The sequence below is a fragment of the Antarctobacter aquimaris genome (assembly GCF_900184945.1).
GTDB classification, from domain to species: Bacteria; Pseudomonadota; Alphaproteobacteria; order Rhodobacterales; family Rhodobacteraceae; genus Maliponia; species Maliponia aquimaris.
The window spans coordinates 159,407-170,988 of the sequence record NZ_FXYF01000007.1; the positions used below are offsets into that span (position 1 = coordinate 159,407).

13 protein-coding genes are annotated in these 11,582 nt (G+C 69.2%); 9 read left to right on the forward strand and 4 right to left on the reverse strand.

What is annotated here, in order from left to right; translation table 11 throughout:
• The first annotated feature begins 56 nt into the window (after positions 1–56).
• The 4 genes from hflK (at position 57) to MAA8898_RS14150 (ending at position 4,127) form a co-directional block, all read left to right on the forward strand.
• Positions 57–1,199 (forward strand): FtsH protease activity modulator HflK, encoded by a 1,143-nt coding sequence (gene hflK / locus MAA8898_RS14135; RefSeq protein WP_094021680.1) that lies wholly within the window; start codon positions 57–59, stop codon positions 1,197–1,199.
• Positions 1,199–2,260 (forward strand): protease modulator HflC, encoded by a 1,062-nt coding sequence (hflC, locus tag MAA8898_RS14140; protein ID WP_094021681.1) that lies wholly within the window; start codon positions 1,199–1,201, stop codon positions 2,258–2,260. The genes hflK and hflC overlap by 1 nt, the downstream gene beginning before the upstream one ends.
• Positions 2,257–2,457, forward strand: coding sequence for a DUF2065 domain-containing protein (locus tag MAA8898_RS14145; protein ID WP_094021682.1), 201 nt, complete (start codon positions 2,257–2,259; stop codon positions 2,455–2,457). The genes hflC and MAA8898_RS14145 overlap by 4 nt, the downstream gene beginning before the upstream one ends.
• 278 nt (positions 2,458–2,735) lie before the next feature.
• Entirely contained in the window at positions 2,736–4,127 is a 1,392-nt protein-coding gene (locus MAA8898_RS14150; protein WP_370738626.1) for a DegQ family serine endoprotease, read from the forward strand.
• An 89-nt stretch (positions 4,128–4,216) separates the two neighbouring features.
• Here the strand turns inward: MAA8898_RS14150 and MAA8898_RS14155 are convergent, their stop codons facing one another.
• Entirely contained in the window at positions 4,217–4,765 is a 549-nt protein-coding gene (locus tag MAA8898_RS14155; protein ID WP_094021683.1) for a peptidoglycan-binding domain-containing protein, read from the reverse strand.
• A gap of 96 nt (positions 4,766–4,861) precedes the next feature.
• On the reverse strand, positions 4,862–5,206 hold the full coding sequence (locus MAA8898_RS14160) for an OB-fold nucleic acid binding domain-containing protein (RefSeq protein WP_094021684.1): 345 nt from the start codon (positions 5,204–5,206) through the stop codon (positions 4,862–4,864).
• A gap of 131 nt (positions 5,207–5,337) precedes the next feature.
• On the opposite strand from MAA8898_RS14160, the gene MAA8898_RS14165 reads away from it, so the two are divergent.
• The 5 genes from MAA8898_RS14165 to MAA8898_RS14185 all read left to right on the forward strand — a co-directional run bounded on the left by MAA8898_RS14165 (position 5,338) and on the right by MAA8898_RS14185 (position 10,087).
• Positions 5,338–5,661: a 2Fe-2S iron-sulfur cluster-binding protein gene (locus tag MAA8898_RS14165; protein WP_094021685.1), complete on the forward strand. Its 324-nt coding sequence runs from the start codon at positions 5,338–5,340 to the stop codon at positions 5,659–5,661.
• Positions 5,661–6,401: a VCBS repeat-containing protein gene (locus MAA8898_RS14170; RefSeq protein ID WP_245853416.1), complete on the forward strand. Its 741-nt coding sequence runs from the start codon at positions 5,661–5,663 to the stop codon at positions 6,399–6,401. The genes MAA8898_RS14165 and MAA8898_RS14170 overlap by 1 nt, the downstream gene beginning before the upstream one ends.
• Before the next feature lie 153 nt (positions 6,402–6,554).
• A complete protein-coding gene (locus MAA8898_RS14175) occupies positions 6,555–7,367 on the forward strand; it encodes a TIGR00282 family metallophosphoesterase (protein ID WP_094021790.1) in 813 nt (270 codons plus the stop codon).
• Positions 7,364–8,287, forward strand: a complete 924-nt coding sequence (locus MAA8898_RS14180; RefSeq protein ID WP_094021686.1) for a DMT family transporter — start codon at positions 7,364–7,366, stop codon at positions 8,285–8,287. Before MAA8898_RS14175 ends, MAA8898_RS14180 begins: the two co-directional genes overlap by 4 nt.
• A gap of 21 nt (positions 8,288–8,308) precedes the next feature.
• A complete protein-coding gene (locus MAA8898_RS14185; protein ID WP_094021687.1) occupies positions 8,309–10,087 on the forward strand; it encodes an SLC13 family permease in 1,779 nt (592 codons plus the stop codon).
• Positions 10,088–10,249: 162 nt separating this feature from the next.
• Here the strand turns inward: MAA8898_RS14185 and MAA8898_RS14190 are convergent, their stop codons facing one another.
• Together MAA8898_RS14190 and MAA8898_RS14195 are read right to left on the reverse strand one after the other, a co-directional pair.
• Positions 10,250–10,402 carry a gamma-glutamylcyclotransferase gene (locus MAA8898_RS14190; RefSeq protein ID WP_094021688.1) on the reverse strand — a complete coding sequence of 51 codons (153 nt, stop codon included), beginning with the start codon at positions 10,400–10,402 and terminating at the stop codon, positions 10,250–10,252.
• A 442-nt stretch (positions 10,403–10,844) separates the two neighbouring features.
• Positions 10,845–11,579, reverse strand: a complete 735-nt coding sequence (locus MAA8898_RS14195; protein ID WP_094021689.1) for a glutamine amidotransferase — start codon at positions 11,577–11,579, stop codon at positions 10,845–10,847.
• Positions 11,580–11,582: the final 3 nt, after the last annotated feature.

Sequence of the window (11,582 nt, forward strand, 5' to 3'; positions counted from 1 at the left end):
GCGGATCGGGCGCACAGGTATGAAACCAATACGAGAGACCAGGAAGGACGAAGTTCATGGCAGGCAATAGCGGCGGCCCCTGGGGGGGCGGCGGTGGAAACCAGGGCGGAGGCAACCAGCGCCCGCCCAACGGCGGCGGCCGGCGACCGGAAGAAAGCCAGATCCCGGAAATCGACGAGCTGATGAAAAAGGGCCAGGAGCGGCTGCGCGTCCTGATGGGCGGGCGCGGCGGCGGCGACGGGCGCAACGGGTCCGGCGGCGGCTCGGGCGGCGGTGGCGGCGGGCTGACCCGCGGCACCGTGGCGCTGGGCGCGCTGGGCCTGCTGGCGCTCTGGGCCTTTGGATCGTTCTACACGGTGCGGCCCGAAGAGCAGTCGGTCGAACTGTTCCTGGGCAGCTATTCGGCGACCGGCCAGCCGGGCCTGAACTTTGCCCCCTGGCCGCTGGTCACCTACGAGGTGGTCAACGTGACCTCGGAACGGACCGAGACGATCGGGTCCGGGCGCGGCACCGGCGACGGGCTGATGCTGACCACCGACGCCAATATCGTCGACATCGAGTTCCAGGTGGTCTGGAACATCAATGATCCGGCCAAGCTGCTGTTCAACATCCGCGATCCGCAGTTGACGGTGCAGGCGGTGTCGGAATCGGTGATGCGCGAGATCATCGCGGCGTCCAACCTGGCGCCGATCCTCAACCGTGACCGTGGCGCGATCGCCGACAACGCGTTGCAGGAAATCCAGTCGACGCTGGACGAATACGAAAGCGGCATCTCCATCGTCCGGATCAACCTCGACACCGCGGACCCGCCGCGCGAGGTGATCGATTCGTTCCGCGCCGTCCAGGCGGCGGAACAGGAACGCGACCGGCTGGAACGCCAGGCCGATGCCTACGCCAACCGCGTCGTCGCCGAGGCCCGAGGCCAGGGCGCGCAGATCCGCGAAGAGGCCGAAGGCTACCGCGCCCGCGTCGTGAACGAGGCGCTGGGCCAGGCGGCCCGCTTTACCAGCGTGCAGCAGGAATACGCCATGGCGCCCGAAGTGACGCGCCGCCGTCTCTACCTCGAGACGATGGAACGCGTGCTGGCCGGCGTGGACAAGATGATCCTCGACGGTTCGGTCACCGGGAACGGGGCCGGCAGCGGCGTCGTGCCCTACCTGCCGCTCAATGAACTTCGCCGCAGCGGGGGGAACCAGTGATGCGCAAGACAACCCTGCTATTGCCAATCCTCGTGGTGGCGATCGTCGTCTTCCTGTCGTCCATCTTTGTCGTGGACGAGCGTGAGAAGGCGCTGGTGTTGCAGTTCGGCCAGATCAAGGCCGTCAAGGAAGAGCCCGGGCTCGCCTTCAAGATCCCGCTGATCCAGGAGGTCGTGCGCTACGACGACCGCATCCTGTCGCTGGACACCGACACCATCGAAGTCACGCCCTCGGACGACCGCCGTCTGGTGGTCGACGCCTTTGCCCGCTACCGCATCGCCAACGTGGTGCAGTTCCGCCAGGCGGTGGGTGTTGGCGGTGAACGCGTCGCCGAGGACCGCCTGTCGGGCATCCTCAACGCGCAGATCCGCGAAGTGCTGGGTGCCGACCAGGTGACCTCGGACCGGATCCTGTCCGAGGACCGGCGCGAACTGATGGTGCGGATCCGCGACGCGGCGCGCCAGCAGGCCCGTTCGCTGGGGCTGGACGTGGTCGACGTGCGCCTGAAGCAGACCAACCTGCCGTCGCAGAACCTCGACGCGACCTTTGACCGGATGCGGGCCGAGCGCGAGCGCGAGGCGGCGGACGAACGTGCCCGAGGCAACGAGGCGGCGCAGCGCGTCACCGCGCTGGCCGACCGGACCGTGGTCGAGACCCTGTCCGAGGCGGAACGCGAAGCCAACGTGATCCGAGGCGAGGCCGACGCCGAGCGCAGCAAGATCTTTGCCGACGCCTACGGCGCGGACCCGGAGTTCTTTGCCTTCTACCGCTCGCTCCAGGCCTACGAGGAAGCGCTGCGCGGCGACAACTCGACCATGGTCATGACGCCGGACAGCCAGTTCTTCGACTACTTCAAGAGCGAGAACTCGCTGGTCGGGGACCTGACGCTGGGTCTGCCTGCCGCGCCCGCGGCCGAGGCCCTGTCGCCGGTGGCGCCCGCGCCCGAGGCCGCACAGGACGCGGCCCCGGTCACGCCGGCGCCGACCCCGGCGCCCGCGCCCGCCGATCCGGCGCCCGCGCCGGCGGCGCCCGAAGCCGACAGCGCCCCCGCCGACAATTGAGCTGGACGGACATCCTGACGGGGATCGGCATGGTCCTCGTGATCGAGGGGCTGGTGTACGCACTGGCCCCTCAACTCATTGAACAGCTGCTGGAGGCGCTGCGCCAGCTGACGCTGGACCAGCGCCGCAGCCTGGGGCTGTTGGCGGTGATCAGCGGGCTGATCGTGCTCTGGGTCGCCAGGGGCGGGTTGATCTGACCGCCCGGACCCGCTTCCGGCCGCGACCGGGGGCGGAAACATGCCGACCTGCGGCGCGCCGGGGGCTGTCACAAGGCAGTGAGGCGCTGTTTCATCCCTTTGGTGTTGCGCGCGCGCACCTATCTTTGTCACACTGGCAGACAGGAGGCAGGTGGCGACGCGCGTCCTGCGCGTCTGCCATTGGCAGAGACAAGGAGACCCCATTGAAACCGCAATCCCTCGCTCTGACGCAGGACAAGGCGACCCCGCTCCGGCTGTTCTGGCTGGCGACGTTGTCGATGATCCTGATCGTATCGCAATCGCTGATGGCCTCGGCCCGCGGTGCGCCCGAAAGCTTTGCCGACCTGGCGGAACGGATCAGCCCCTCGGTGGTCAACATCACCACCTCCACCACGGTATCCGGCCGGACCGGCCCGCAGGGCATCGTGCCCGAAGGGTCGCCTTTCGAGGATTTCTTTCGTGAATTCCAGGACCGCAACGGCCCCAGCCGGCCGCGCCGGTCGTCGGCCCTCGGGTCGGGTTTCGTGATTTCCGAAGACGGCTACATCGTCACCAACAACCACGTCATCGAAGGCGCCGACGAGATCACCATCGAGTTCTTCGAAGGCTTCGAACTGCCGGCAAAGCTGATCGGCACCGACCCCAACACCGACATCGCCCTGCTCAAGGTCGAGGCGGACAAGCCGCTGAAATACGTCAATTTCGGCGACAGCGACACCGCCCGTGTCGGCGACTGGGTGATGGCCATGGGCAACCCGCTGGGGCAGGGATTCTCGGTGTCGGCGGGCATCGTGTCGGCCCGCAACCGCGCGCTGAGCGGCACCTATGACGACTACATCCAGACCGACGCCGCGATCAACCGCGGCAACTCGGGCGGGCCGCTGTTCAACATGGACGGCCAGGTGATCGGCGTGAACACCGCGATCCTGTCGCCCAACGGCGGCTCCATCGGCATCGGGTTCTCGATGGCGTCGAACGTCGTGATGAACGTGGTCGACCAGTTGCAGAAGTTCGGCGAGACGCGCCGCGGCTGGCTGGGCGTGCGCATCCAGGACGTCAGCGCCGATGTCGCCGAGGCGCTGGGCCTGGCCGAGGCCAAGGGCGCGCTGGTGTCCGACGTGCCCGAAGGTCCGGCCAAGGAAGCGGGGATGGAAGCGGGCGACGTGATCCTGTCGTTCGACGGCATCGAGGTGACCGACACCCGCCAGCTGGTGCGCGTCGTGGCCAACACCCAGGTGGGCAAGGCCGTGCGCGTGGTGGTCAACCGCAACGGCGAGACGCAGACGCTGAAGGTGACGCTGGGCCGCCGCGAAGAGGCGCAGTCCGCCGTGCCCGCCGCCGCCCCCGCCGCGCCGGAAGAGGTGACCGAGCTGAAGACGCTGGGCCTGACCCTGAGCCCGCTGACCGAAGAGCTGATGACCGAGCTGAACCTGCCCGACGGCACCACCGGCCTGGCCATCATGGGGGTCGAGGAAACCTCGGAGGCCTACGAGAAGGGCCTGCGTGCCGGCGACGTGCTGACCGAGGTGGGTCAGAACCCGATCACCAGCGTCGAGGACCTGGAGGCACGGATCGAGGAGGCCAAGGACGAAGGCCGCAAGTCGATCCTGCTGCTGGTGCGTCGCGGTGGCGACCCGCGCTTTGTCGCGCTGAGCCTGTCGCAGGGCTGATCCCCGCGCGACAGCGGTCCGGAGAAACAGGAAGGGCGGCCCTTGGGCCGCCCTTTTTCATGTCGGCGTCTTGTCCGCCCGCGGGGGGGCTAGCCGTTGGTATCCTTGCTGAGGTCGACGGCGATCAGCCCCAGGGCGCGCGCGGTTTCCAGCGAAAGCTGCGCGCTTTCTAGCCCGCGTTCGGACTGGTAGCGGCGGATGGCGGCGGCGGTGGGGGCGTCCAGCGCACCGGTGACATTGCCCGCGAAATGGCCGCGCGCGGCCAGCGCGCGCTGTACCGAGGCGATGAACTCCGGGGTCATCTGGTCGGGGCAGGGCGCTTCGAAGGTGACCTCGCCGCGTTCGCGCACCACGCGGGGGACCGGGGCCTTGCGGTAGATCGGCGGGCGGACCACGGTGCCGTCCTCGGCGATCTCGGCCTGCACGACCTGGACCTCGCCCATGACGTGTTCGTAGACCGCGGGCACGGTGTCGCGTGCGCGGCAGGTGCCGTCGGCCATCTGTTCGGCCAGCGGCGGCGGGGCGTCGAGGTCCAGGGCGTCGCGGCTGACGCCGGGGGCATCGCCGCAGGCGGTCAGCAGGACCAGCGCGCCAAGCGGCGCGGGCCAGTGCCGAAGGGACCGGTGGGATCGGGGCATGACTGCTCGGGCCTCTGATGTGCCTTTGTTGGCGGGACAATAGCGGTTTTGCAGGCGCCTGCCTAGGGTCGCGCGCGGCGCTGGGCGGCGGTGTGCTCAGGGGGTCTCAAGCAGGCGGTCGAGCAGCGGCGAGATATCCTCGATATGCTCGGAAATGACATGGGTCACGCCGTTTTCGCGCTGCACGCGGCCGGTCACCCGCAGCATCCGCCCGGCGATCACCGCGCGGCGGAACTGCTCATAGAGCTTGCGCCAGACGATGACGTTGACCACCCCGGTCTCATCCTCGAGCGTGACGAAGATCACCCCCTTGGCGGTGCCGGGGCGCTGACGCAGGATCACCAGCCCGGCCACCGTCACCCGCGCGCCGTTGGGCGGCGCGCCAAGGCGGTTTGCCGGCAGGCAGGAGGGCGGGCGGGGCCAGTCGGGCGGGGGTGTCATGGGAACGAATATAGAACATTCCCACCCTGCCGCCAAGCGGTCCGTGGCCTGCGCGGCTTTGCGCAAAAGGGGGGTGGCGGCGGGCCGGAGGGCGCACTAACTAGGTCCCGGAGTTCAAGGAGAGCGGTTGTATGGCGAAGATCACCTACATCGAGCATAACGGCACCGAGCACGTCGTCGAGGTCCCCAACGGGCTGACCGTGATGGAAGGTGCCCGCGACAACAACATCCCCGGCATCGAGGCCGATTGCGGCGGCGCCTGCGCCTGTTCGACCTGCCATGTCTACGTGCATCCCGACTGGGTCGAAAAGCTGCCCAAGCGCGAGGACATGGAAGAGGACATGCTGGATTTCGCCTACGAGCCCGATCCCACGCGGTCGCGCCTGACCTGCCAACTGAAGGTGAGCGACGCGCTGGACGGTCTCGTGGTGCAGATGCCCGAGAAGCAGATCTGATGCCCGAGGGGGCGCCGCGCCTGTCGTGGCGCCCGTGGCGGTCTCTGGCCCGCGGCGCGTGTTTCGCGTTGGCGCTTGTGGCGGGCGGTGCCCATGCCGAAGGCTGCACCGAGGCGGCGCGCTATGGCGCGCCGACGGATCGCTATGCGCATGGCGTGCTGGGCGATGCCATCGAGTGGGGCAGCCTGACGATCGAGCGTGCCGGCGGCCGGAGCGTGACCGTGACGCTGCCGCCCGACCGGGTGTTCGAGGACGTCGCGCCGCGGCTGGTGGACCTGGGGCCGGAGGGCTGCCGCGCGGTGCTGGTGGTCGAGACCCAGGCGCAGACCGGCGCGCAACTGGCGCTGTACGGGGCGGATGGCGTCAAGCTGGCCGCGACGCCGCACATCGGCCAGCCGAACCGCTGGCTGGCGCCGGTGGGCGCGGCGGACCTGGACGGCGACGGGGCGGTGGAGATCGCCTATGTCGACCGGCCGCACCTGGCCCGGGTCCTGCGCGTCTGGCGCTATTCGGCGGGCCGCCTGACCGAGGTCGCGGCGGCGGAAGGATTCACCAACCATCGCATCGGCTGGGATTACATCGCCGGGGGCTTGCGCGACTGCGGCGCGGGGCCGGAGATGGTGCTGGCCACGGGCGACTGGCGGCAAGTGGTGGCGGTGCGGTTTGACGGCGGTTTGACGCCGCGCGCATTGGGGCCGTACAGCGCTGACCGGATGGCGCGCGCGCTGGACTGCCGGTAGGTCGGGGGCGCTGCCCCCGCCCCGGATCAGGTCCGGGGCTCCCCCGGGGTATTTTCGGCCAGAAGAAGCCCTGGGTGCGGTGCTTTTTTCCGATGGGTTCCGTGCAAGATTGGGGCTTTGCTTTCGCCGGTCCGGCGGGTAGGGCTTGGCCTCATGCGACTGTTGTTTCTAGGCGATGTGATGGGCCGCGCGGGGCGGCAGGGGATCACCGACAAGCTGCCCGGGCTGCGCGAAGCCTGGCGGCTGGATTTCGTGATCGTGAACGCGGAGAACGCGACCAATGGCGCGGGGCTGTCGGCCGAGCACGCCAAGGCGATCTTTGACGCGGGCGCGGACGTGATCACGCTGGGCGATCATGCCTTTGACCAGAAGGAGATGCTGGCCCATATCGAGGGCGAGACCCGGATCCTGCGGCCGCTCAACTATGCCCGGCAGGCGCCGGGGCGCGGCGCGGCGCTCTACAAGGACCGGCGCGGGCGCAAGGTGCTGGTGGTGCAGGCGCTGGGCCAGGTGTTCATGAGCCGCGCCTACGACAACCCCTTTGCCGCCGTGGACGAGGTGCTGAAGCGTCATCCGCTGGGCGGGCAGGCGCAGGCCATCGTGGTCGACATGCACTGCGAGGCGACCAGCGAGAAGATGGGCATGGGGCATTTCTGCGACGGCCGAGCCAGCCTTGTCGTCGGCACGCACACCCATGTCCCCACCTCCGACACCCAGATCCTGCCCGGCGGCACGGCGTTCCAGTCCGACGCGGGCATGTGTGGCGACTACAACTCGGTTATCGGGATGGAGCCGGACGAGCCCCTGCGCCGCTTTGTCAACGGCATGGCAAAGGGCCGGTTCACTCCGGCGCTGGGCGAGGCCACGCTGTCGGGCGTCTATGTCGAGACCGACGACGCCAGCGGCAAGGCGGTGACGGTGCACATGGTGCGGCAGGGCGGGCGGCTGGCGCAGGCCGGGCCGTGAACCGGCTGCTGCCGTTCGCGGCGCTGGTCACCATCGGCGCGGCCTGGGGGGCAACGCAACCCCTGAGCAAGATCGCCGTGTCCGAGGGCTATCGTCATTTCGGGCTGATCTTCTGGCAGACGGTGCTGCTGGCGCTGATCCTGGGGGGGCTGGTGCTGTTGCGCGGCAGGCGGCTGCCCTGGCACGGGCGCGCGCTGCGGCTGTACCTGTTCATCGCGGTGATCGGCACGGTGCTGCCGGGGATCGCGTCGTACCAGGCGGCGGTCCACCTGCCTTCGGGCGTGCTGTCGATCCTGCTGAGTTCGGTGCCGATGCTGGCGCTTCCCGTGGCGCTGGCGCTGGGCACCGATCGGCTGGAGGGGGCGCGGCTGCTGGGGCTGCTGATGGGGCTGGGCGGCGTGGCGCTGCTGGTGCTGCCGGAGGCGAGCCTGCCGGCGGGCACCGAGGCGGGCTGGATCGGTGTCGCGCTGATCGCCTCGGGCTGTTACGCGGTCGAGGGCAACGTGGTGGCGCGCTGGGGCACGCAGGGGCTGGACGCGGTGCAGGTGCTGGCCGGGGCCTCGATCCTGGGTGTGGTGCTGAGCCTGCCGCTGGCGCTGGCAAGCGGGCAGTTCATCGTGCCGCCCTGGCCGCTGGCGGCGCCGGACCGGGCGCTGATCGCCAGCGCGGTGTTCCACGCCTTTGCCTACACGGCCTATGTCTGGCTGGTGGGCCTGGCGGGGGCGGTGTTTGCGGCGCAGGTGAGCTACCTGGTCACGCTGTTCGGGCTGACCTGGGCGATGCTGTTTTTGGGCGAGGCCTATGCCGGCTGGGTCTGGGCGGCGCTCGCGTTGATGATGGGCGGTCTGGCGCTGGTGCAGCCGCGCCGTGCCAAGGCGCTTGTCCCCGGTGCCGTGCCGGGTCAGAATGCGGCGGGTTGAGAACAGGCGGACCATCGGGACATGCTGGGATTGGAACTGAGCCAGACGGGCCAGGCGGCGGTGACGCTTGCCGTCGTGGTCGGCATGTTCGTTCTGTTCGTGCGGGAGACCTACCCGACCGAGGTGACCGCCATCGGCGGCGTCGCGGTGCTGCTGTTCCTGGGCGTGTTGCCCTATGACGCGGCACTGTCGGTGCTGTCGAACCCCGCGCCCTGGACCATCGCGGCGATGTTCGTCGTCATGGGGGCGCTGGTGCGCACCGGCGCGCTGGACGCCTTTACCCGCTACGCGCAGGAACAGGTGGCGCTGCGACCCAGGCGGGCGATTGCCGGGATCCTCGTGGTGGTGGTGCTGGCCTCGGCCTTCATGAACAACACGCCGGTGGTCGTGGTCATGCTGCCGGTCTTTGTCCAGATCGCCAAGACGCTGGGCCTGGCGCCGTCGCGGCTGCTGATCCCGTTGAGCTATGCGGCGATCCTGGGCGGCACGCTGACGTTGATCGGCACCTCGACCAACCTGCTGGTGGACGGTGTCGCGCGGACCCAGGGGCTGGAGCCTTTCACCATCTTCGAGGTGACGCCACTGAGCCTGATCCTGGTGACCTTCGGCATGGGGTATCTCTATTTCGTCGGGCGTTTCCTGCTGCCGGACCGGGCGTCGATGGCGGGGATGCTGTCGGACCGGTCGCGCATGAAGTTCTTTACCGAGGCGGTGATCCCGCCGGACTCGAACCTGATCGACCGCGAGGTCTTGGGGGTGCAGCTGTTCAAGCGCGAGGGCGTGCGGCTGATCGACGTGATCCGGGGTGACGAGTCGCTGCGCCGCAACCTGGACGGGGTGACCTTGCAGGTCGGCGACCGCGTGGTCCTGCGCACGCAGATGACCGAACTGCTGTCGTTGCAGGGCAACAAGGAGTTGAAACGCGTCGACCAGGTTTCGGCCAAGGAGACCACCACGGTCGAGGCGCTGATCACGCCCGGCTGCAAGATGGTCGGGCGGTCCCTGGGCGCGTTGCGGCTGCGGCGGCGGTTTGGCGTCTACCCTTTGGCGGTGCACCGGCGCAACCAGAACATCGGCCGCCAGCTGGACGAGCTGGTGGTGCGCGTGGGCGACACGCTGCTGCTGGAAGGCAGCCCGGACGACATCAAGCGGCTGGCCGACGAGATGGAGCTGGTGGACGTGGCACACCCCAAGGTGCGCGCCTTTCGCCGCAGCCATGCCCCGGTGGCGCTGGCGGCGCTGGCGGGGATCGTCCTGCTGTCGGCCTTTGGCGTGGCCCCCATCCTGTCGCTGGCCGTTGTGGCCGTGGCGGCGGTGCTGCTGACCCGCTGCATCGACGCGGACGAGGCGTTTTCCTTTGTTGAGGGGCAGCTTCTGGCGCTGATCTTTGCCATGCTGGCGATCGGTGCGGCGCTGGAATCCTCGGGCGCGGTCCAGCTGGTCGTTGGGTCCGTGGCGCCGGTCATGCAGGACCTGCCGGCGCCGCTGTTGCTGTGGTCGGTGTATGTCCTGACCTCGATGCTGACCGAGGCGGTGTCGAACAACGCGGTGGCGGTGGTGGTGACCCCCATCGCGATCAGCCTGGCAGCGGCCATCGGGGTCGATCCCCGGCCGCTGGTGGTGGCGGTGATGGTGGCCGCCTCGTGCAGTTTCGCCACGCCGATCGGTTACCAGACCAACACGCTGGTCTACGGTCCGGGCGGCTACAAGTTTTCGGATTTCCTGCGGGTGGGCCTGCCGCTGAACCTCAGCATCGGCGTGCTGGCGTCGCTGCTGATCCCGTGGTTCTTTCCGCTCTGAGGCGGACGGCTCAATCGCCCGGTTCGCCTGGGGCGGCGCATGGGCCAAAGACGTTCGCGCCGGCAACTGAGCCGGCGCGCGCGCATCATCCGGGCGGCGATCCTTACCTTCGCCCGGGGGTGTCGTGTGGTTGCGGCCCCTTGGCCAAGCGCGGAATGGCCGTCAGACCGGGCCGATCCTCTGCACCACCAGCGCCTGAAGGTGCCAGAGGCCGGGATCGTGCATGCCCCGGCTTTCCAGCCCGGTGACGGTGTTCAGCAGGTATTCCGCTCCGGTGCCAAGATGGCCGCAGCTTTGCACCAGCACCTCGGCCACCTCTACGGGGGCTGAGGCCGCCGGCGTACTGCGGCAACGCGGAGTTCATCACGAAGACCAGCGCAGGCACCGGCCCTGCGTCTGTCTGCACCTGCATCCAGCGGGGGGTGTTGGTGTTCGGCTTGATCGTGAACGCGCGGCGGAACAGCTTGTTGAACTGGGTGTCCAGGTCCTGCCGGGGCAGTTCGAACAGCACGCCCCGGCACTGCGACGCCGGGTCGGCATCCAGCGAACCATAGGCAAGGAACTGCGTTGGCCGGTCCGGGGCCGGATGTGCGGCCAGGATGCGCGCCACCAGTCGGCGTCATAGGCATCGGTCTGCGGGGCGAGTCCGGGTGGCTGTCCTGCGCCCTCCATCGGGCCCTCCGGGCAACGATGCCCGGCACGGGGCGGTTGACCCAACATGGCCGCGGTGCCGGGGCGCCACAACCGGGTCGGTGTGTCAGCCGTAGCGCGCGACGAAGCCTTCGAGCAGGCGGGCCGGTTCGGTGACGCGGGCGGTGCGGCACATCTCGATCAGGGCGTCGGCCTCCTCGGGGGCGAAATAGCCCCGGTGGCGGTAGATGCGGATGCGGGTTTCGAACTCGGCGGCGTCGGCCTCGGGGTGGAACTGGGTGGCGTAGACGTTTTCGCCGTAGCGGATCATCTGGTAGGGGCAGGGACCGGACGACACCAGGTGCACCGCGCCCTTGGGCAGGTGCTGCACCGCCTCCTTGTGGCCGACAAAGGCGTCGAACTGCGCCGGCAGCCCGACGGTTAGCGGGTCAGAGGCCCCTTCGGGCGTGGTGTAGCAGGTGACCGGGCCGACCGGCTCGGCAAAGCGTGCCTTGGACACCTCCGCGCCCAGGTGATGCGCCAGGATGCCGATGCCGTAGCAGCAGCCCATGAAGGGCAGGTCCTGCGCGGTGATCCGGGGCATCAGCCGCAGGATCGTCTCTTCGATGCGGCGCTCCACCGGGTCCTTGTCGCGTGGCGCGTCGCTGACGCAGCCCGGCCCGCCGCCGACGATGGTGCCGGCATAGTCGGCCAGGTCGAGGTTGGCGGGCAGGTCCTCGCGGTCCAGACGAACACGGTGGACGCGCGCGGCCGGCAGGCCGGCCTTGTCCAGGATGGCGCGGTACTCGGAATCGCTGGCCTCGGTCTCGGGGCGCAACTGGAGAAGCAGGAATCGGCTCATGCC

Coding starts and splice junctions, on each gene's coding strand:
- hflK (WP_094021680.1), top strand. CDS start 57: ATGGCAGGCAATAGCGGCGGCCCCTGGGGGGGCGGCGGTGGAAACCAG.
- MAA8898_RS14165 (WP_094021685.1), top strand. CDS start 5,338: ATGGCGAAGATCACCTACATCGAGCATAACGGCACCGAGCACGTCGTC.
- MAA8898_RS14160 (WP_094021684.1), bottom strand. CDS start 5,206: ATGACACCCCCGCCCGACTGGCCCCGCCCGCCCTCCTGCCTGCCGGCA.
- MAA8898_RS14185 (WP_094021687.1), top strand. CDS start 8,309: ATGCTGGGATTGGAACTGAGCCAGACGGGCCAGGCGGCGGTGACGCTT.
- MAA8898_RS14150 (WP_370738626.1), top strand. CDS start 2,736: ATGATCCTGATCGTATCGCAATCGCTGATGGCCTCGGCCCGCGGTGCG.
- MAA8898_RS14175 (WP_094021790.1), top strand. CDS start 6,555: ATGCGACTGTTGTTTCTAGGCGATGTGATGGGCCGCGCGGGGCGGCAG.
- MAA8898_RS14170 (WP_245853416.1), top strand. CDS start 5,661: ATGCCCGAGGGGGCGCCGCGCCTGTCGTGGCGCCCGTGGCGGTCTCTG.
- MAA8898_RS14155 (WP_094021683.1), bottom strand. CDS start 4,765: ATGCCCCGATCCCACCGGTCCCTTCGGCACTGGCCCGCGCCGCTTGGC.
- MAA8898_RS14195 (WP_094021689.1), bottom strand. CDS start 11,579: ATGAGCCGATTCCTGCTTCTCCAGTTGCGCCCCGAGACCGAGGCCAGC.
- hflC (WP_094021681.1), top strand. CDS start 1,199: ATGCGCAAGACAACCCTGCTATTGCCAATCCTCGTGGTGGCGATCGTC.